Below are 20562 nucleotides of genomic sequence, written 5' to 3' on the forward strand. Positions count from 1 at the left end.
CAAGCCTGCCGAAACTGATCTGACCGGGGGTGTCTGACGCGGCCAATTGGCCTGAAAACTGGCGAAAATTCAACCAACTGCGCGTATCGGCCACTTTACGAGTGTTTTTGGCGTCTTTAGTGTATTCTCGCCTCAGTAGTGGGGGCGAAGCACGTTGACTGTAATACTGTAATATCGTAGGATGGTCTTGCTGTGCACTCGCCCCTTACCGACTGAGTGTTGTTGCCGGTCCGCCTGTTGCAGGGATGTCCGGTCTATTGTGAAGTAAAACGGAGAAATGCATGGCGAAGTCGACCGTGATTGCAAGAACTGCGGCCCCTCTTCGGCAGCAAGTTGTCCGACTGGTCCGAGAGGACATTCTTGAGGGTAAACTTGTTCCCGGGCAACGTCTGGTCGAAAGCACGCTTTGCGATGCTTACGGGGTGTCCCGCACCGTGATCCGAGAGGCGCTGCGCCAGCTTGAATCGGAACATCTGATCGAAGTGGTTCCGAACCTCGGGCCGATCGTGGCTGTCCTGACGGAAAAGGAAATCAGGTCGATCTATGTGGTGCGGGCGGCCCTTGAGGGGTTGGCCGGCAAGCTCTTTGCCGAGAATGCAGATGCCACCCAGGCGAAAAACCTGGTGAAACTGAGGGACCGGCTGGATCGCGAATACCGCAAGGGCGACATTGAAAGCCGCGAGCTGATCAAGGCCGATTTCTATCGGCAGCTGACCGAAGGTGGCGGGAACGAGATTCTGGCGGAAAGCCTGAGGAGCATGCATGCCCGGATCGCGATGTTCAGGCGGTTTGCATTTGTGGACGAGGCCCGGATCGAGCCATCCATCGCCGAGCTGGAGACGATCATCGATGCGGCGGCAATTGCCCGGAACGGCGAGGCCGCATGGGCGGCCTGCGAACATCACATTCTTCTCGCGGGTGAACTGGCGATTGAGGAATATGTAAAGCGGAACAAGGACATCCTGCCTGACGGCTGAGAAGGCGGGCGGCGCGCAACACGCCGTCAGGTCAATGTCAGGGTTTTTCCCACCAGCTTCGGTCACCGGCGACACCGCGGGCCAGAAGCGCCTTGATGGCCTGCTCCGTCATCGGGGCCGGGTTGTTGAGAACAAGCCGCGTCGCCTTGACCGAGGATGCGGCGATCTGGTCGAAATGTGTCTCTTCGACGCCGAGTGACGCCAGTTCCATCGGTGTGCCGGTCTTTTCCAGCAGTTCCTCGATCCGGGTGATCGCGGCGCGGCCCTGATCGCGCTCCGACTGGCCGGGCCGGGCCACCCCGAGAGTTTGACCGATCTGCGCAAATTCGGAAGTGCAATAGGGCAGGTTGAACCGCATGACATAGGGCAGCAGCGCCCCCACCCCGAAGCCATGCGGCGTGTGACCGATGGCGGCCATCGGGCTTTGGATCGCATGGGCGGCCGCCGTCCCGGTCGTGTTGATCGCCATACCCGCGCAATAGGCGGCAAACATGACGTCAGAACGCGCCGCGAGATCGGAAGGATCGTCCACGACTGCGCCAAGGGACTTGTTCATCAACGTCAGGCCCTGTGTGCAGAACATGTCGGTGATGCGGTTCTTGCCCACGTAGATCTGCGTGGCGATCTGCTGCGGTGTCGGGTTCTTGGGCCTGGCTGTATAGGCTTCGACCAGGTGGGACAGCGCGTCTGCCGCCGTGGCCGCCGTCAGGCCCGGCGGGCAGCTCAGCGTCAGTTCCGGGTCGATGATCGCGATGGCCGGGGCGATATGGGCATCGGCGATCGCCATCTTCATCTGGTTCTCGTCGTCATAGACAATGGCAAGGCTGGTGACCTCGGCACCGGTGCCGCCGGTGGTCGGGATCGTGATGATGGGAATGCCCGGGCCGGGGACCGCAAATTCGCCGAAATAGTCCCTGACATCGCCGCCATGGGCAAGGATCACGGAAACCGCCTTGGCCAGATCCATGCAGGAGCCGCCGCCGATGCCCACAATCACGTCGATACTGCCCCTGGCGAATGGCGCGGTGGCGTCGATGATGTTCTGGCGTGGCAGGTCGGGCAGCGCCTGATCGTAGATCGAAATCGTCATGCCCGCTGCCGAAAGATCGTCATGCATCGCCTTGAATTCGGGCGTGGTTGCCATGCGTTCGTCGGTCACCATCAGGACCCGCGTGCCAAAGCCGCGCGCATAAAGGCCAAGTTGCCCACGTTGTCCGGGGCCGAAAAGGACGGTCTTGGGTTGACGGACAAGACCAAGGCCGAGCGTGTTTTCCATCGACATCAGGCAAAAGCCTCATTCACCGTGACGGCCATGTATTTCTGTTCCGTGAATTCGTAGATGCCATCGTTGCCCGCCTCGCGGCCGATGCCGGATGTCTTGGTGCCGCCAAAGGGGGCCTTTGGATCTGCCATGATACCTCTGTTGATGCCAACCATCCCGAATTCCAGCCGCTCACCGAAGTTGATCGCGCGGGACAGGTCCCTGGTGAACACATAGGAGGCTAACCCGAAGTCGCTGTCATTTGCAAAGGACAGCGCTTCCTCCGGGCCCTCAACAGAAAAGATCGTGGCGATGGGCGCGAAAAGCTCGTTGGAACACATCACGTCATTGCGCCCGACATAGCGCAGCACGGTCGGTTCGAAAAAGAAACCGTCACCGGCAATCGGCTTGCCGCCGGCAAGCAGCGTGCCGCCCGCCTGGGTCAGCTGCACAACGGTATCGGACAGACGGTCTCGCTGCCTGGCCGAGATCATCGGCCCTACATCGACCGAGTTCATGCCGTCGCCGACCGTCAGGGCCTTGACCTTGGCCACGAATTTCTCGGTGAATTCCGCTTCGACGCGGGCATCCACGATGATGCGGTTTGCCGCCACACAGGCCTGACCCGCGTTGCGGAACTTGCAAATGATCGCCTGATCGACGGCAAGGTCGATGTCGGCGTCATCAAGGACGATGAAAGGCCCGTCGCCACCCAGCTCCATCGACGCGTTCATGATGTTGCGGGCACCCTGTTCCATCAGCAGGCCGCCGACCCCGGTGGACCCTGTGAAAGACACCTTGCGCAGGCGCTTGTCCTGCATCAGCGGTTTCGACACGCCGGAGGAATTGGTCGTATGCAGCAGGTTTGCCACGCCCGGCGGGAAGCCCGCGTCATGCAGCACCTGCATGAAAAGCGCGCCGGTCATCGGCGTTTCCTGCGCGGTCTTGGTGATTGTCGTGCAGCCGGCCGCCAGCGCTGCGCCCCCCTTGCGCACGATCATCAGCAGCGGAAAATTCCACGGTGTGATCAGCAGGCAGGGGCCGACGGGCTGGTGCGTCACCATCACCCGGAAGCCGCCGTTCGAGCTCTCGGAATAGGTCCCATGCAGATGCGCGGTCTGTTCCGCGAACCACAGCAGAAAGTCAGCCGAGAGAAGGAATTCGGCGCGGGATTCAGTCAGCGGCTTGCCGCTTTCCAATGTCATCGTATGTACGAAGGCCTGTTCGCGCTCCAGCATCAGGGCATGGGCACGGTGCATGAGATTGGCACGCGCACGCGGGGCCACGCGCGCCCAGGCGGCCTGCGCGGCATGCGCACTGTCAAGCGCCCGCAGCGCGTCTTCACTGCCCGCGTCAGAGACTTTGGCAATGGTTTTTCCGGTGGCCGGATTGATCACGTCAAACTGAGTCGCGGCATCTGTCCAGGCCCCGTCAATGTAAAGCCGCGTGTCAGGCAGAAGGCCGCCTTCCGGCTTTGATACAAGGTCCTTGGGGTGATTTGTCATGGTATTTTCCTTGTGGACTTGGCGGCTGTTCCGCGCTGATGGCGTGAATAGATATTGCGTAATACTGTATTATCGGATTATGTTCATGACAAGCGCATTTTGCTGGCGGGGCGCTGTCCGGCCAGAATTTCCAAAGCAGAATTCAGCTTGTTGACGGTATTACGGTATTACAGTAAGCATGTGGCAAGAGAGTTGATTTCCGGCTTTGAAAGAAGCGGATTTCGGCTTCTGCGCCGATAGCTGTCGGCGGAGAATCAAGGGAGGATTTCGGTCAATTGCAGGGGGTTCAGGCGCCCATCGGGCGCGCAGCCCTCAGGGGGCAACGCCCAACCGGTCCGTCGTGGCCCCTGGCTGACAAAAGATTGAGCGCGGCACTGCCGCAGGTGAGATGAAAAAGGGAGAACTGGCATGAACGAGACGACATTGAATGGCCTTGAGCTTGACGTGGCGGTCATCGGGACGGGGGTGGGCGGCCTGTACGCACTGCACCGGACACGCAACGAAATGGGCATGAACGTTCAGGCGTTCGATGACGCCGGGGGCGTTGGCGGCACCTGGTACTGGAACCGCTATCCGGGCTGCCGGGTCGATACGGAATCCACCGTTTACACCTATTCTTTCGACCTCGACATGTTCCAGAACTGGGAATGGTCGGAACGCTACGCAAAACAGCCCGAAGTTCTGGGCTATCTCAATGCGGTGGCTGACAAGCATGACCTCAAGCGGTCCATCAACTTCAACACCCGGATCACCAGGATGGTGTGGAACGAAGATGAGGGCCGCTGGACCCTGACCACGGCCAAAGGCGATGTGGTCAAGGCAAAATATGTCATCGAGGCGGTTGGCCTGCTGTCGTCTTCCTATGCGCCGCAGTTCCCCGGGCAGGACAAGTTCAAGGGTGACGTATTGGTGGCCTCGCGCTGGCCGGAGCAGGAGCCGGACCTGAGCAACAAACGTGTCGCCGTGCTGGGTACGGGGTCGACCGGCATCCAGATCGTCACGGCACTGGCCGACAAGGTGGGCCACCTCCATGTTCTGCAACGGACCGCGCAATGGGTGGTGCCCCTGGGCGTCGGCCCGTTCCCGCAGGAAACCCGCGAAAAGATCAAGGCCGATCCCCGGGGGTTCCGCGACTGGGCGCTCAGCACCGGTGCGGTATTCGGTTTCGACGAGGCGACAACATCGGCGCTTGAGGTGTCCGAGGCTGAACGCCAGAAGGTTTATCAGACCGCCTGGGAAAAAGGGAACGGCTTTGCCTTCATGCTTGAGACATTCTCCGACATCCCGGTGACGGCAGCAGCCAACAAGACCGCAACCGATTTCATCAAGGGCAAGATCGACGCAATCGTGACAGACCCGGAGGTGGCCGCAAAGCTGACGCCCAGCGATTATTACGCGCGGCGCCCGCTGGCAGCGGATGGCTATTACGAGGTCTACAACCGCGACAACGTCACCCTGCACGACGTCAAGGCGCACCCCATCGAGAGCTTCAGCGAAAACGGGTTGATCATCGACGGCGAGGAGCTGGCGCTGGATGTGGTCATCATGGCGACGGGGTTCGACGCCATGACCGGCAATTACCTCAAGATCGAAACCATCGGGCGCGATGGCACAAAGCTGCAGGACGCCTGGAGCGATGGCCCCCATGCCTATGCCGGGATGTCGATTGCCGACTTCCCCAACCTGCTGATGGTCTTTGGTCCGTTCAGCCCCTTTACCAGCCAGCCGCTTGTCCATGAATGGCAGGTCAACTTCCTGACCGACATGATCAAACATGCCGAAGAGGGCAGCGGCGTGATCGAAACCACCAGGCAGGCGCAGGACAGTTGGGTCAGGGTCTGTCAGGAAGGCATGGCAGGCACGCTGTTCGAGGTGACGGACAGCTGGATCAACGGTGCAAACATCCCCGGCAAGCCGCGCACCTCGATGTGGTACATGGGCGGCATGGGGAACTATGTGACAGAGATGAACGCCATCCGCGACGACAATTATCGCGGTTTCGAGATCCGGTAAATCACGCTTTGACCAGTGGTCGGCCTGCCCGTATCGGGTGGGCCCATCGCGTTCATTTTCACTGCCCTGTGGGACCTGTGGGGCAGAGTTTTCATTTCGGTAATTTTTCCAACCTTCCGTTCCGGGTATGCAGGGCATCAATGGTGGCGGGAGGGCCAGCGGCCGGATTGCGTCTTTGGACGATACCGCTCGTGGCCGGGAATTCAGGCTGTGGAGGAGCACAGAAATGGCACGCAAACTCATTCGCAATGCGCATATCATCTCGATCGATCCCGAGGTGGGGGTCATCCCGCGCGGCGACATCCTGATTGAAGGCAGCAAGATCGCGGCAATCGGCACAGACCTTTCCGTTTCTGATGCAGAGATCATCGACGGCGAGGGCCGCATTGCCATTCCGGGTTTCATCGACACCCATCGCCACACCTGGCAGGCGCTGCTGCGCGCCAGCGGGGCCGACTGGACGCTGGCGCAATATTTTGCGGGCGTGCGGGGTGTCATGGGCACGCTCTACACCCCCGATGACATGAAGATCGGCAACCATCTGGGCGCGATTGCCGCCCTCGATGCCGGGATCACCACGCTGTACGACTGGTCCCACAACAACAATTCGCCCGACCATTCCTCGGCTGCGGTCGAAGGGCTGATGGCCGCCGGGATGCGGGCTGTCTTCGGCTATGGCAACTCGGATGCGGAATGGGTCCCGGTCAGCGACGCGCCGTCCGATTTTGAGGACGTGGCGCGGGTGAAGCGCGAATATTTCTCCTCCGACGATCAGCTTGTCACGATGGGTTTCGCCGCGCGCGGCAACCAGTTCGCCACGATGCGCGTCACCAAAGAAGACTTCGTCAAGGCCCGGGACCTTGGCTTGCGGATCAGCGTTCACATGGGTGACGGGCTGTGGGGCATGAACAAGCCGGTGGTCGATCTGCACGCCGAAGGGCTGACAGGGCCGGACGTGACCTATGTCCACTGCAATTCACTGCAGTCAGAGGACTTCCAGATCATCGGTGACACCGGCGGCACCGCCTCTATTGCGCCGGAGCTTGAGCTGCACATGGGACATGGTTTTCCGCCCACGCTGTCGCTGATGAAGGTCGGGGTGCGCCCGTCGATTTCCATCGATGTGGTGACCACGGTGCCCGATGACATGTTCTCGGCCATGCGCGCGCTGCTGTCAGGCACGCGGGCGGTGGTGAACAATCAGGCGCTGATCGACAGGGTGATTGTCGACCCTCTGCCGCTGATGGCAACAGATGTTCTGGAATTCGCCACGCTGCAGGGCGCGTTAGCCTGCGGGTTGGGTGACAAGACCGGATCGCTAACCGTCGGCAAGGAAGCGGACATCGTGCTGGTGAACTGCAATTCGCTGAACACGATGCCGATGAACAACGCCTATGGGATCGTTGTCGAGGCGGCCCATGCGGGCAATGTCGAAACGGTGATTGTTGCCGGTAACATACGCAAGCGTGATTTCAAGCTGGTCGACTTCGATCATGCCTCCTTCAAGACAAGGGTCGAAGCCGCGCGGGACGGTCTTTTTGAAAAGGCCGGTGTGCCCTCTGACGGCTCATGGTTGCCGCGCCCCTTCGAGGCCGCCAGCGACAGCGAGTTCTGAGCGATGGCCGTGGTCCGCCAGCGGCCTGCTCTTTCCGTTGTGGGCGGCGGCTTGGGTGCGGGAAAAACCTCTCTGATTGCGCGGCTGCTTGAGCAGCCGGGCATGGGGCGCACCGGGGTCGTGGTGAATGAATTCGGTGAATTCGGCGTCGATGACCTGATGCTGGGGCCATCCGCCCCCGATGCGCAGTTGGCGCTTCTGCGCAATGGTTGCATCTGCTGCCGTCCGGGCAATGACCTGTCCGAAGCCGTGCGCAAGATGATCGCGGCGGCACCCGAACCCTTGGTGCGGATCCTGGTGGAAACTTCCGGCGTTGCGGAATTGTCTGCGGTGCTGGCCAAGATCGGCGCGGATCACGTGCTGCGCGGGATGGTGCGTCTGGATGCTGCCATCGCCGTTGTAGATGCCACCGCCCCGGATGAGACGCGGGCCGAGCATATCGCCTGCGCCGACCGGATCGTGGTGACGAAGACCGACCTGGTGGTGCCAATCGCCGCCGCGGCGATACGGCGGCGTATTGCCGCGATGAACCCGACGGTGCCCATCCTTGACGGGCAGGCGCAGCCCGACCCGGACGTCCTGTTCAATGCCGGGCTGATCGACGGGCGCAGCGGTGAAGTGCAGGCAGATGCATGGCTGCGCGCGCAGGGCAGCGTTCATGTCCACCATCATGGCGAGGATGCCGACAGCATCCGTTCGTGGCTGATCGAGACCGGGCCTCAGGACTGGACGCAATTGTCACAACATATCGCCCGGATGAGCCGCGCGGCCGGTCCGGCCCTGTTGCGGCTCAAGGGCATTGTCGCGGACAGGGATGATGCCCGCCCGCTGGCACTGCAAATGGTGCGCGACCAGATCTACCGGCCGGTGCGGCTGACCCGTGAGGCGGGCGATGGCCGCAGCCGGATTGTCGTGATCGCACGCGCCACCGCGGCCCCGGCGGTCGAGGCGCTGGCCACGCGGCTGAGCGCGGCCGAGGTCGCCATCGAAGTTCCATAACAGGAGAGACATGATGCACTACATCGTTCATTGCCTTGATTATGTCGGGCAGGTTCAGAAACGTCTGGACCACTACGACAGCCACAAGGCCTACCTTGCGACGAATCCGATCAGGACACTGATCTCGGGTCCGTTGCTGGCGGATGATGAGGAGACGATGATCGGCTCGTGCTTTCTGGTCGAAGCGCAGAGTATGGAGGAGGTCATGACCTTTCACCGGAATGATCCCTTCTATGCGGCGGGGATCTGGGAAAAGGTGTCCATCCGTCCGTTCAGCAAGCGCGTGGACAATCGCACATGAGCGGGCCGGTACGTGTGGCGCTTGCCGGCCTTGGCTGGTGGGGGCAGAAGATCACCGCCGTTTTGCAGGCGGCCCCGGACGAGGTGACAATTGTCAGGGCAATCGAGCCAAACGCCGAGGTCGCGATGGCCTTTGAAAAGGCGCATGGCATTCCGGTGACCGCCGAACTTGATGCAGCATTGGTCGACCCGGATGTCGAGGCGGTGCTGCTGGTCACGCCGCATAGCCTTCATGCGGCGCAAATCGCGGCCTGTGTGGCGGCGGGCAAACATGTCTTTTGCGAAAAGCCCCTGGCGATGACACGGGCCGGCGCAATCGCGGCGGTGGATGCCGTCGAAGCGGCGGGGCTGATCCTGGCGACAGGGCACGAGCGCCGCTATGAGCCGCCCATCGCCCGGATGATTGCGGCGGCGGACAGGGGCGAGATGGGCCGGTTGATGCAGTTTGACGCCACTTTCAGCCATGACAAATTCCTGTCGCTGGACCCAACGAACTGGCGTCTTGGTGCCGGGGATGCGCCCGCCGCCGGGATGACGGCGACGGGCATCCACCTGCTGGATCTTGCGGTGCGGCTGATGGGTCCGGCAAAGAGCGTCATCTGTTCCTGCGAGACGCTTGCATCGGAACTGCCGCAGGGGGACACGATCTCTGCCTTCGTGATGTTCAAGGGGGGCGGCACGGCGACAATTGCCGCCAATCTCGCGATGCCCTTTGTCTCGCGCTGTTCGCTGTTCGGATCCGAAGCCTGGATCGACGTCAGGGACCGCGCCCATGTGGAGGCGCCCGATGGCTGGGTTGTCACCAGCGCGCGCAAGGGCGGAAAGATCGAGGTGGAAGAGGTCGGCCCGGCAGAGCCCGTGCGCGACAATATCGTGGCTTTCGCGCGGGCGATCCGCGGGCAGGCCGCCTATCCCATCACCACCGGCCAGATGATCGAGACCGCGGCCCTGCTTGAGGCGATTGTAAGCAGTTCGAAGTCGGGGGAGCTGGTTACTCTTTAATCAGCCACAAGGCTGTTGCAGCTGGCGTCGGGAAACCGGCGCCAGTTTTGTTTTGTCTGCAGTGAAGGAAAGCGCGGCTTCAGCCGCCACGCCGTTTGCGGCCCTGCATTTCGGACAGGAACATGCCCAGGGCAATGGCGACACCCTGAAAGATCATCTGCCAGGACGTCTCCAGCCCCAGGACTTTCAATGTCTGGCCAAGCTGGATCAGGAACAGGGCGGCGCCGGTGACCGCGATCATAGACCCGATCCCGCCGCTGATGGCCGTGCCACCCAGGACGGCAGCGGCAATCGGTGCCAGCAGATAGGGGTTGCCGACGTCCAGTGTCGGATTGCGGATAAAGGCCGAAAGCAGCACGCCGACGATGCCATAGAGGAAGGAGGCCGCGACAAAGGCACCGGCCTGGTATCGCCGGATCTCGACCCCCGTCGCATAGGCCGCACGCGGGTTGGCACCCACCGCCTCGAAACGGCGGCCAAGCTGGGTCCGGCGCAGCAGGATCGTCAGGACCAGCGTCAGGGCAATGGTGATCCAGACCGTTGTATTCAGTCCCAGCCAGCGGGTGCCGCCAAAGCCTGCAAGGGCGGTGGGGACGCCGGATTCGGCGGGCAGCCCGGTCCGGTACCAAAGCGTGATCCCCGAGACGATTGCGCCGGTCGACAGGGTGACAATCAGGGCATTGAGCTTGAGCCAGGCCACCAGCAGGCCGTTGATCAGACCGACGCACATCGCTGCCAGGATGGCCATGAAAGTTCCGATGACCACGGAGCCTTCCGCGCCGCCCGATGTTCCCAGCAGGACCGTGCTGGACAGCGTCACGATGGCAGGCACCGATAGGTCGATGCCGCGCGCCATGAGAACCAGGGATTGGCCCATCGCCGCAATGGCAAGAAAACCCGCGAAGGGCAGGATGCTGATGATCGAGGTTGCCGAGACACTGCGCGGCAGAAAGACCGCGCCGATCAGCAGCAGTATCGCCAGGGCAATCCAGATGGCAGCGAATTGCATCTGGATCGCCGGCACGCGGCCTTTGCCGCCGCGTCCGCTGCGTGACGTCCGTGTGTATTGTGACAGGGCAGGCGTTGTTGAATCGGTCATTTTTCCCTCGTCGGTTTCTGGGTCCGGGGCGGGCATCAGGCGGTCGATCTCTTGGTGGCCCGGATGACCTTGCGGCGGCGCAGGGCCGATTGCATCAGTGTTTCGACTTCACCCAGCCCGGAGTAGAGGAAGATCGCAAAGAGCGTCATGGCACCGCTGGCGATGATCCCGAAAGAGGTGGAAAGGCCCAGAAGCGTGATGACATTGACCATCAGCGCAAAGAACAGCGCACCAAACAGGGCACCCACGAAAGAGCCACGCCCGCCAGAGAGTGCCGCACCGCCAAGGACGGCAGCGGCGATCGAGGTAAGCGCATAGTTTGCGCCGACTGTCGGGGCACCCACGCCAACCTCCGAGCCGAGGAAGAATCCGGCAACCGTCGCCATGAGGGCAGCAAGCACATAGGCCCTGACATGGACACGGTCCACGCGCACGCCGTTACGCTGTGCTGCAACCTCGCGAAATCCGACGGCCTTTGCCTCCAGTCCCGAGCGCGTGCGATGCAGCCAGAAGTCGAAGGCAATGGCGACGCCGAGCAGAACGAAGATCGAGATCGGCAGGAAGCCGATGCGTTCGCGCAGGAGGCCCGTGAACTCCTGCGAGATCATCCCGGCAGGTGTGGGCCGGCCCAGCAGGGCGGCACCCTGAAGGACGGACAGCATGGCGATGGTCGTGATCACCGCGTTGATATTGGCAAAGCGGACCAGGGTGCCGTTGATCAGACCAACCACTGCGCCAATGGCAAGGCATCCCAGCACACCGAGGATCTGCATCCCGATGGGCATCTGAAAGGCGATCATGAAGGATGCGGCAACCACCGTGAGGCTCATCATGGAGCCCACGGAGACGTCGAGGCCGCGCACCAGAAGCACATGCAACTGGGCCATGGCCACCATCGCGGCGGGCGCGGTTGCCAGCAGGATGTAGCGGATGTTGACATGGCGCAGGAATACATCAGTCTGTAGCGCCGCATAGCCGCCGACGACCAGCGTCAGTGCCGCCAGGAACACAAGCGGCACCCACCAGATGTTCGACCCCGAAATCAGCGTGCGGAAAACGCGGGACATCATGCCCGCCGCCGTATCTCCGGCCTGTTTTGCATCTCGTGCCCGCAGGAAGCTGGATACGATCTGTTCTTCGTTGACGTCCTGGCCGGTCAGTTCCGCCACGATACGCCCGCGCGAAAACACCAGTACCCGGTCGCAGATGCCCGCAAGCTCCTGCGCATCCGAGGAATTGATCACCAGGGTGCCATCCTCGCGCAGGTTGGTGCGGATCGCCTGATAGATGTCGTGGCGCGCACCTGCATCAACGCCCTGGGTTGGTTCGTCGATCAGCACGGCCTTGGCATCGGTCCGGAACGACCGGGCCAGAACGACCTTTTGCTGGTTGCCGCCCGACAATCCGCTGATCGGTGTTTCCAGCGTTGCCGTAACGACGCCGAATTCATCGCGCATCGTGGCGGCGTGGTCCTGTTCCTGCCGGTTGGACAGGAGGCCGCGCCGGGCGAAGTCGCGCAGGCGGGGCAGGGTCATGTTCTTGCGCACGCCAAGGTCCGGGAAAATGGATTCCCCGGCACGGTCGGCAGACAGGCAGAGCACGCCCGAACGGATCGCATGGCGCGGTTCCGTTACATCGACGGCCTTTCCCTTGCAGGTAACAGTGCCGCTGTGGCTGGCTTCAAGCCCCGCAATGGCGCGCAATGCCTCGCGTTGGCCGTTGCCTTCGGCGCCGGCAAAACCCACTATCTCACCCCGGTTGGCGACAAAACTGATGTCTTCGAATGCATCCCCAGACAGGCCATCGACCACAAGGACGGGATCGGGTTCGATCTGTCCCGCCTTGGCGGGGTATTCGCTTTCGACGTCCCGACCGATCATGCGGGAGACAAGCTCCTGTTCCGAAGTGTCATCGGTGACGTCAAATGTGCCCTCGTGCACCCCGTCGCGCAGGATCGTGACCCGATTGGCGAGGTCCAGAATTTCGGGCAGGCGGTGGCTGACATAGACGACGCCGGTGCCCTTTGCCGTCAGGTCGCGCACCAGCGATGTCAGATGTGCCACGCCATCGTAATCCAGCGTGGACGTCGGCTCATCCAGCAGCAGCACACGCGGATTGGAAAGGAGCGCCTTGACCACCTCGACGAACTGGCGATGTGCGGGTGTCAGATTCCCGACAGCGGTGGTTGGTGAAATGCCCAGGTTGAAGGGGGCCAGCTGTTCTTCGGCCCAGCGGACCATGCTGCCATAAGGCACGCTGCCTTTCGGCGTGGCGAGAAAGAGGTTCTGCGCCACGGACAATTCGCGCACCAGGCTGTCGTCCTGATAAACGGTGGCCAGGCCATATGATATCGCCTCTCGCGGGTCGGCATGGGCGAGGTGCTTGCCGCCGATTTCGATCCGGCCGGCATTGGGTGTGATCGCGCCGGATGCGATCTTCATCAGCGTCGACTTGCCGGAGCCGTTTTCGCCGAGGATCGCGTGCACTTCGCCCGCGTGAACATCAAAACTGAAATTGTCGAGCGCTTTCACGCCCGGATAGGATTTGGAGACGCTCTCCATCTTCAAAACGATATCAGCCATGCGGCGTTCTCCCCCACTCGAACGTCCGGCCATGGCAGACAGCTGCCGCCATGGCCGATGTGTGCTTACTTGAACATCGCGCGAAGCGTGTCCGGATCGACGAGGGTCGAAACCGAGACTTCGTCGGGCAGGCTGGGATCGCACTGGTCAACCGTTGCCTGTTTCATCGAGAAGGGCACATCCAGGTTGGCAGGGATCTCAGCGCCGCCGTGTGCCATCATGCCGGCCGTCAGCGCCAGACGCGCCTGGTAGTTCTGGCCGGAGGAGTAGAAGACCTTGAAGTTGGGGTTGCCCGCCGCCTTCATGTCGCAGAACAGCCCCTGCTCATCGGTGCGCAGGGCAACGGTGAAGTCGAGCGGCTTGTTGGCGGATTCATAGGCGCGCACGCCGCCCCGGAACCCGTCTGCGTAGTCATAGATATACCCATCAATCTTGTCGAAACGGGACAGGATCGCGGAGACCGCGGAAAAGGTGCCTTCCTGGGTCCAGTTGGTGTCTTCGGTGGCAATGATTTCGACACCGTCAAGGGTTGCGACCTCTTCCGCTGCGCAGCCCTGCCATGTGGCCGACAGCGGGTTGCCGGGTGTGCCACCCAATGCCGCGATGGCTTTTGCTTCGGGGTTGCCGGTGCGGACCGCGCGGATGAATTCCTTGCCCAGCTCGCAGATGTTTTCCGAAATGTTGGTGACATAATCTTCGCCCGGCGTGCCTGCGACGGTGCCGTTGTGCAGAATGACCGTGATCCCGGATTCGGTCGCTTCGCGGATCGAGGGGGCCAGTGCCTCGCCGTGGTCGGCAAAGGTCACGATCACATCGACGCCCTGGGCGATATAGGCGCGGAAATCCGACAGCGCCTTGGCGGCGTCACCGCGCGCCGAAGTATAGACGATCTTGCCCACCTCCGGATAGGTCAGCGCCTGCATGATGAATTCCATCTTCGTCACCTGGCGCCAGACGTTCTCGCCAAAGCCGTCTGCATAGGCAACGGTCAGCTCTCCGCCGGTGCCGGTGTCGCATTGGTTGTCGTTCCAGCACTGGATCGCCTTGGCGCGGATTTCTTCGCTGACCGGCATTGCAGCGTGCTCAAAGGCTTCCTGGAAAACCGGGCCGACATCGGTGGTGCCAAGCCGCGAAGACATCATCTCTTCGGCGGATTGTGCTGCAGCAACCATCGGCAAGCCGAGGGTCATCACGGTGAGCGCCGTCAGGCGGATGGGCCACGTCAGGCCGTTGTGTTGGGTCATTTTAGATTCCTCTCCCTGGTAAACGGGCCGGAGGTCTCCTCCCTGGCCCATGATCGCGTCCGGCCGACATTTGGTGATGCTCCGCCGGGTCGTATGTGTCGCCGACTTGTACAGCAGGCGGGGTCTGTCTCTTTGACTTACTATAATACCATAATACGGTCATACGTCAACTTGTGAATTCTGGCAGCATTCCGTGATCGACCGGATGCTTGCCGGATGCCTGAATGTGCCAACGTCGCCCCGATCGGGGGCGACGCAAGATTTCCATTTTGGGATTATTTGATTTCCCTGTGCCGTTACTGCGCGAGGTAACCGCCGTCGATGACAAGCTCGGCACCGGTGACAAAGCTCGCCTCATCCGACGCCAAGTACAGGCAACCATTGGCAATTTCCCGTGGCGTCCCGGCCCGGCCCATTGGCGTCATGCCGATGACGAATTCGTTGATGGCGGGGTCCTGTGCCTGGGTCAGGGGGGTGTCAATAAATCCCGGATGAACCGAATTCACGCGAATCCCCTCTTTCACATAGGTGATTGCCGCGTTCTTGGTCATCATCACCAGCGCGCCCTTGGACGCGTGATAGGCATGGGCGCCCGCGACGGCGGCCTTTCCCCAGATCGAGGAAATGTTGATGATGGAGCCGGACTTTTCCTTTTGCATATGCGGGATCACTTCACGCATTCCGAAGAACACGCCGTCCTGGTTCACCCCGATCACCTTGCGCCAGTTCTCTGTCGAGCCGTCGGCCACACCGTCATAGACGGCAATCCCCGCGTTGTTCACGAGGCAGTCGATTCGGCCCTGCGCCTCGACGATCTGCTTGATCGCGGTTTTCCACTGGGCCTCATCCGCCACGTCGAGCGTGATGCCGGTCACCCCGTCCGGGTAGACACCTGAGGGGTTGCTGGTGCTGCCAGCATATACGATTGCACCTTCCTCGTGAAAACGTTCGACGATGCCCAGCCCGATTCCGCGAGATGCCCCGGTCACCAGGACAACTTTTCCATCCAGTCTCATTTACTTCCTCCCTTGACGCGCATTTGCGCGGTTTTCGAATTTCTGCAATATAGTAATACCGTATTATCATAAGACGTCAAAACTCTTGTCATGTTCGATTTCTGCAGAACGCAAGAGCCATGCCGCAGCGAATTTTTTCCATATTGGTCGAAACAGCCGGCTTCAGCTTTGCTGCGCGGACGTAGTGTCGGGTCGAAAGACACAGGGAGGATCGGTATGTCCGCAACGAAAGCAGGGCCGGTGGGCTGGATTGGCACCGGAAAGATGGGCGCACCGATGGTTGCCCACCTGGCAGGGTCAGGCCAAGCCTTGCAGGTGTTCGACGCGCGGCCCGCTTCCTACGCTGCCCTGCTGACAGAGACCGTCACAGCAGCACCAGGCATTGAGGCAATCGGGCAGAACTGCGGTGTCGTCTTTACGTCCATCCCGGATGATTCCGCCCTGATTGCCATTGTCGAAGGGCAGGGGGCCAGTGGCGGGCTGGCCCGGTCCATGGCCGCAGGTTCGATCCTTGTCGAAACCAGCACTGTCAGCCCGGAGGCTTCGCAGCGGGCCGCGCGGACCTTGCAGGCGGCTGGCATCCGCTATGTCCGCGCGCCCGTTTCCGGCAGTACCAGCATCGCACAGGCCGGCGGTCTGACGGTGCTCGCATCGGGCGACAAATCCGCCTGGGACGAGGTCGAAACCCTTCTGGCGCAGTATTCCGCGCGGCGGTTCTGGCTGGGGGAAGGGGATGCGGCACGTTACATGAAGCTGGTCCTGAACACCCTGGTCGGGGCAACCGCCTCCGTGCTGGGTGAAGCGCTGCTTCTGGGCGAACGGGGCGGGCTGTCGCGGGCCGACATGATGGATGTGATCCTGGAAAGCGCCGTGACCTCGCCCCTGCTGAAATACAAGAAAGACACGGTTGTCGGTCTCGACACGGACCCGGCCTTTCAGCTTGATCAGATGGTAAAGGACTATTCGCTGATCATCGCTGCCGCCAGGAAAGAGAATATCGAAATGGAAGTCGCGGAGCTCGTTCTTGAGCAATACCAGACCGCCGCACAAGCCGGTCGCGCCGCGCAGGATTTCTTTGCGCTTGTCGATTGGATCGGGGATGCTGCCCACCCAAGGCAGGACAGCGCGGGCTAACTGGCCGCGTCCGCGCTTGAGGAGGAAGCTGCCGGATGACCGAATACGAAATGCTGCGCATCATCGACTTTCTGAACGACCTGAACGGGCCGTTCGGAACAGTTGTGCCGGACAGCCGGGGCGATCCGATATTCGCGCTCACCCTGTCGCTGATGCAAGCGCATCTGACCGGGCGTGACATAACCAAAAGCGCGCTGGCGGAATCAGGCGGGGTGCCCTTCGTCACGGCAATGCGCCACATCAGCCAGATGATCGACGACGGGCATATCATGCTGGACCCGCGCACCTCGACCGGGCGCAGTTTCTATGTGCGCCCCAGCGCGGAACTGATGGAACGGTTCACCACCTATTGCCGGGGCGTGAAAGCCACCATCGGCCGGACCTTCGGCACCATTGATTCAATCGACGATGTCGACGGGTTCTACTTTGGCGGCTCCAACTTCTCCCGGGTTGTCATTCCGCCGCCCCGGTTGCAAACCCATCGGGCGTCCGGCGGAAAGGAGCTGCGTTTCCTGTTTCGCAAGGACAACTACTTTGAGGCGCTGCGCAACACCTGGGCCGACCTGCGGTCGAATGTCGGGTCGATACAGAATGTCGACCTTTTGCCGCTGCCCCACCTTTACGACCGGATCATCGAAAATGGCGGGCGGGCCACGTCGGAGTTTGACGTGATCTGTGTGAACAAGCCCTGGGTCGGTGACCTGGTGAACCGCGGGCTGGTCCGCCCGCTGGACGATCTGATCGGTCAAAGCCATGTTCAGCCGCTCGATTTCTCGCCGATGGTCTGGGAGTCCGCCTCCTGGCAAGGGGCGCAATATGGCGTGCCGATCTATACCACGGTTGAGCTGTTCCTGGCGCGACAGGATGTGTTCGAGCGCAGCGGCATTGCCTATCCCCGCACCTTCGACCAGGTGATCGAGGCCGGGCGGGCGCTGCAACGGCCTGAAGAAGGGTTGTACGGCGTCGCATGGAACGGTGCCCGGGGGATGCCGGTGGCGAACACCTTCATGGTGTTGCTGGGGTCGTGCAACTCTGCCTGTCTGAACCTGCCGCGCCGCCGCATTCACACACCGATGCATGATCTCGTGTCCGACAAGCTGCGGGCGCAACTGCTGACCGATCAGGCGTTCGAGGTGCTCGATTACATGCATCGTCTGAAGGAGGTGTCACACCCCGATGTCCTGGCGATGGACTGGGATCGCAGGGTTGATGCGCTGCTGACCGGAAAGACGGTCATGGGATATTGCTGGTCGATGCATGCCGCGCTGATGGAGTACCACGTCAAATCGGTCGTTTCGCGGCGGATGCGCTATCTGGAGCAGCCCAAAGGCAAGGCCGGGATGCATGCCAATCCTGTCGGTGGTTTCCACCTGATGATCCCCAGCAACCTTGCCGAAGACCGGGTGCAGCTCGCCTTTGATGCGATCAGCTGGATGTGTTCGCCGGAAGTGATGAAGGAACATGTGTCGGAGGGGTTCCCGGTGGCCCCGCGTTTCTCTGTCGCGGCTGACCCGGAAGCGGCGGCAAGTTCTCCGGTCATGGGCGTGGTGGACCGCTTGCTGCGCTCCAACTCGGTCTGCACCTGGTCGCGGCCCGCCGTGCCGGAGTTTCACGGGATCGAGACGATCCTGGGCGAGGAAATTCATGCCGCTCTGCGCGGTGATGCCACCGACCGCGAGGCGCTTGAACGTGCGCAGCGGCGCATCGACGACCTGCTGCGCGTGCGCAACGTCGCGGCGGTGCAGGGCGTATCGGCTCAGTAAGATGGACAAGGAATGACGGACATGGACGATTTCGTATTCAAAGGCATCCCGACGCGGGTGATCTTTGGCACCGGCACGCTGGCGGCGGTGGCCGATGAAGTGGCGCGGCTGGGCGGCAAGGCGGCGCTTGTCCTGTCCACGTCCCATCAGGCAGAAGATGCCGGGCGGCTGGCCTCCGATCTTGGCGGGCGTTGCGTCGGGGTCTTTTCCGAAGCGGCCATGCACACGCCTGTTGCCATCACCGAAAAGGCGCTGGAGGCGGCAAAATCCCTTGGCGCGGATAGCCTTGTTTCGCTGGGTGGCGGGTCCACCGTGGGATTGGGCAAGGCGGTTTCCATCCGCACCGGTCTGCCGCATCTGGCGGTGCCCACAACCTACGCAGGGTCCGAGATGACCGATATCCTGGGCGAGACAAAAGACGGCGAAAAGACCACCCGCCGCGATCCCGCCATCCGGCCCGCGACAGTGATCTATGATGTCGCCCTGACGCTTGGCCTGCCGACCGACATGACGGTCACCTCTGCGCTGAACGCCGCCGCCCACGCGGTCGAGGCGCTTTATGCCGCCGACGGCAACCCGGTGATCAGCCAGATGGCAGGCGCGGGCCTTGCCGCCCTTTTCAAAGGTGTGCCGCAGGTGGTGGCCGATCCGACAGATGCGGCGGGGCGCAGCGATGTGTTGTATGGTGCCTGGCTCTGCTCGACGGTTCTGGGTCAGGCCGAGATGGGCCTGCATCACAAGCTTTGCCATGTTCTGGGCGGTTCCTTTGACCTGCCCCATGCGCAGACCCATGCAATCTTGCTGCCCCATACGGCGGGGTTCAACGCAGCGGCGGCCCGTGCGCAGCTTGCCCCGGCGACAGCGCTTTTTGGCGAGGATCTGGGCGGCGGCCTTTGGGATTTTGCCAAGGCGGCAGGCGCGCCGCTGGCCCTGTCCGACCTGGGATTCACGGAAAAGGATCTGCCCCGCGCGGCGGATATCGCCACACGCAACACATATTCGAATCCACGCGCGTTTGACGCCGGGGACATTACCGCATTGCTGCGGGCGGCGGTGAACGGAACCCGCCCTCGGCCCATCTGAACGAAAGTGGAAACATGACAGAGACAGTGACAGTGACAGAAAGCGGCTATTTTTCCGAAGACCAATCGGCAGAGGTCGTGATTGCCCGTAATGCCATGGCCAAAGACGCCAGACTGGCCGAAGTGATGGCGGTACTGACCCGCCATCTGCACGCCGCCGTCAAGGAGATCGAGCCAAGCGAGGAGGAATGGTTTCAGGCCATCCAGTTCCTGACCAAAACGGGCCAGATGTGCAGCGATTGGCGGCAGGAATACATCCTGTTGTCCGACGTTCTCGGCGTGTCGATGCTGGTGGATGCCATCAACAACCGCAAGGCCAGCGGGGCCAGCGAATCCACCGTGTTAGGCCCGTTTCACGTCGATGATGCGCCGGTCATGGAAATGGGCGCGAACATCTGCCTGGATGGCAAGGGCGAGCCGATGGAGGTCAGGGGCACGGTGCGCGACCTGACAGGCGCGCCGATCGCCGGGGCCGAGCTGGATGTCTGGCAGGCCAATGACGAGGGGTTCTATGACGTTCAGCAAAAGGGCCTTCAGCCCGACTTCAACCTGCGGGGGCGGTTCCGGACGGGGGCCGACGGCAGCTACAGGTTCTGGGCTGTGCGCCCGAAATACTATGCCATTCCCGATGACGGTCCGGTGGGTCAACTGCTTGCCCAGCTGGGCCGCCACCCCTATCGCCCCGCGCATCTGCACTACATCTTGACCGCCCAGGGGTTCGAGACTCTGACGACACATATCTTTGACCCCGACGATCCCTATATCCGGTCGGATGCGGTTTTTGGCGTCAAGGAAAGCCTGATGGCCAGGTTCGAGAAAATCGACAGCCCATCGGAAATTGCAGCAGCGCAAGGCGATGGCTGGTTCTGGCGGGTGGAACATGATTTTGTGCTGGAGCAGCAACCGGCGGGCCGCCCCTGAGCCGCTGCTGCGAGAGGGCGCCGCCTATGAAGCCTCTCAGCGAAGGCTG

The 20562-nt window shown here is 61.8% G+C and carries 16 protein-coding genes; 10 read left to right on the plus strand and 6 right to left on the minus strand.

Annotated features, from left to right (window positions below; genetic code table 11):
- Nucleotides 1-281 precede the first annotated feature (281 nt).
- Nucleotides 282-977, plus strand: a complete 696-nt coding sequence (locus PVW51_RS14925; RefSeq protein WP_269360833.1) for a GntR family transcriptional regulator — start codon at nucleotides 282-284, stop codon at nucleotides 975-977.
- Nucleotides 978-1014: 37 nt separating this feature from the next.
- On the opposite strand, the gene PVW51_RS14930 is transcribed toward PVW51_RS14925, so the two are convergent.
- Entirely contained in the window at nucleotides 1015-2259 is a 1245-nt protein-coding gene (locus PVW51_RS14930) for an iron-containing alcohol dehydrogenase (RefSeq protein WP_274575832.1), read from the minus strand.
- Nucleotides 2259-3743 (minus strand): NAD-dependent succinate-semialdehyde dehydrogenase, encoded by a 1485-nt coding sequence (locus PVW51_RS14935; RefSeq protein ID WP_274575833.1) that lies wholly within the window; start codon nucleotides 3741-3743, stop codon nucleotides 2259-2261. Before PVW51_RS14935 ends, PVW51_RS14930 begins: the two co-directional genes overlap by 1 nt.
- 408 nt (nucleotides 3744-4151) lie before the next feature.
- On the opposite strand from PVW51_RS14935, the gene PVW51_RS14940 reads away from it, so the two are divergent.
- The 5 genes from PVW51_RS14940 to PVW51_RS14960 all read left to right on the plus strand — a co-directional run bounded on the left by PVW51_RS14940 (nucleotide 4152) and on the right by PVW51_RS14960 (nucleotide 9672).
- Nucleotides 4152-5756, plus strand: coding sequence for a flavin-containing monooxygenase (locus PVW51_RS14940; RefSeq protein WP_269360829.1), 1605 nt, complete (start codon nucleotides 4152-4154; stop codon nucleotides 5754-5756).
- A gap of 226 nt (nucleotides 5757-5982) precedes the next feature.
- A complete protein-coding gene (locus PVW51_RS14945; protein ID WP_274575834.1) occupies nucleotides 5983-7371 on the plus strand; it encodes an amidohydrolase family protein in 1389 nt (462 codons plus the stop codon).
- A gap of 3 nt (nucleotides 7372-7374) precedes the next feature.
- Nucleotides 7375-8370, plus strand: a complete 996-nt coding sequence (locus tag PVW51_RS14950; protein ID WP_274575835.1) for a CobW family GTP-binding protein — start codon at nucleotides 7375-7377, stop codon at nucleotides 8368-8370.
- A gap of 13 nt (nucleotides 8371-8383) precedes the next feature.
- Nucleotides 8384-8671: a YciI family protein gene (locus PVW51_RS14955; RefSeq protein ID WP_274575836.1), complete on the plus strand. Its 288-nt coding sequence runs from the start codon at nucleotides 8384-8386 to the stop codon at nucleotides 8669-8671.
- The gene (locus PVW51_RS14960) at nucleotides 8668-9672 is read left to right on the plus strand and encodes a Gfo/Idh/MocA family protein (protein ID WP_274575837.1); all 1005 of its coding nucleotides are present in this window, start codon (nucleotides 8668-8670) and stop codon (nucleotides 9670-9672) included. Before PVW51_RS14955 ends, PVW51_RS14960 begins: the two co-directional genes overlap by 4 nt.
- 79 nt (nucleotides 9673-9751) lie before the next feature.
- On the opposite strand, the gene PVW51_RS14965 is transcribed toward PVW51_RS14960, so the two are convergent.
- The 4 genes from PVW51_RS14965 to PVW51_RS14980 all read right to left on the minus strand — a co-directional run bounded on the left by PVW51_RS14965 (nucleotide 9752) and on the right by PVW51_RS14980 (nucleotide 15613).
- Entirely contained in the window at nucleotides 9752-10771 is a 1020-nt protein-coding gene (locus PVW51_RS14965) for an ABC transporter permease (protein ID WP_274575838.1), read from the minus strand.
- Between the two features lie 35 nt (nucleotides 10772-10806).
- Nucleotides 10807-13353 (minus strand): ATP-binding cassette domain-containing protein, encoded by a 2547-nt coding sequence (locus PVW51_RS14970; protein ID WP_274575839.1) that lies wholly within the window; start codon nucleotides 13351-13353, stop codon nucleotides 10807-10809.
- A 65-nt stretch (nucleotides 13354-13418) separates the two neighbouring features.
- Nucleotides 13419-14597, minus strand: a complete 1179-nt coding sequence (locus tag PVW51_RS14975) for a substrate-binding domain-containing protein (protein WP_274575840.1) — start codon at nucleotides 14595-14597, stop codon at nucleotides 13419-13421.
- A 296-nt stretch (nucleotides 14598-14893) separates the two neighbouring features.
- A complete protein-coding gene (locus PVW51_RS14980) occupies nucleotides 14894-15613 on the minus strand; it encodes an SDR family NAD(P)-dependent oxidoreductase (protein WP_274575842.1) in 720 nt (239 codons plus the stop codon).
- Between the two features lie 216 nt (nucleotides 15614-15829).
- Here PVW51_RS14980 and PVW51_RS14985 point away from each other — a divergent pair, with 216 nt between their 5' ends.
- From PVW51_RS14985 to PVW51_RS15000, 4 genes are read left to right on the plus strand one after another with little or no spacing between them, the layout of a single operon-like run.
- Nucleotides 15830-16747, plus strand: a complete 918-nt coding sequence (locus PVW51_RS14985) for an NAD(P)-dependent oxidoreductase (RefSeq protein WP_274575844.1) — start codon at nucleotides 15830-15832, stop codon at nucleotides 16745-16747.
- A 35-nt stretch (nucleotides 16748-16782) separates the two neighbouring features.
- Nucleotides 16783-18510 carry an extracellular solute-binding protein gene (locus PVW51_RS14990; protein ID WP_274575846.1) on the plus strand — a complete coding sequence of 576 codons (1728 nt, stop codon included), beginning with the start codon at nucleotides 16783-16785 and terminating at the stop codon, nucleotides 18508-18510.
- 21 nt (nucleotides 18511-18531) lie between these two features.
- Nucleotides 18532-19593, plus strand: coding sequence for a maleylacetate reductase (locus PVW51_RS14995; RefSeq protein ID WP_274575847.1), 1062 nt, complete (start codon nucleotides 18532-18534; stop codon nucleotides 19591-19593).
- Nucleotides 19594-19607: 14 nt separating this feature from the next.
- Entirely contained in the window at nucleotides 19608-20513 is a 906-nt protein-coding gene (locus tag PVW51_RS15000) for an intradiol ring-cleavage dioxygenase (RefSeq protein WP_274575848.1), read from the plus strand.
- The last annotated feature ends 49 nt before the right edge of the window (nucleotides 20514-20562 follow it).

It is taken from the genome of Sulfitobacter sp. PR48 (assembly GCF_028807335.1).
GTDB lineage: Bacteria > Pseudomonadota > Alphaproteobacteria > Rhodobacterales > Rhodobacteraceae > Sulfitobacter.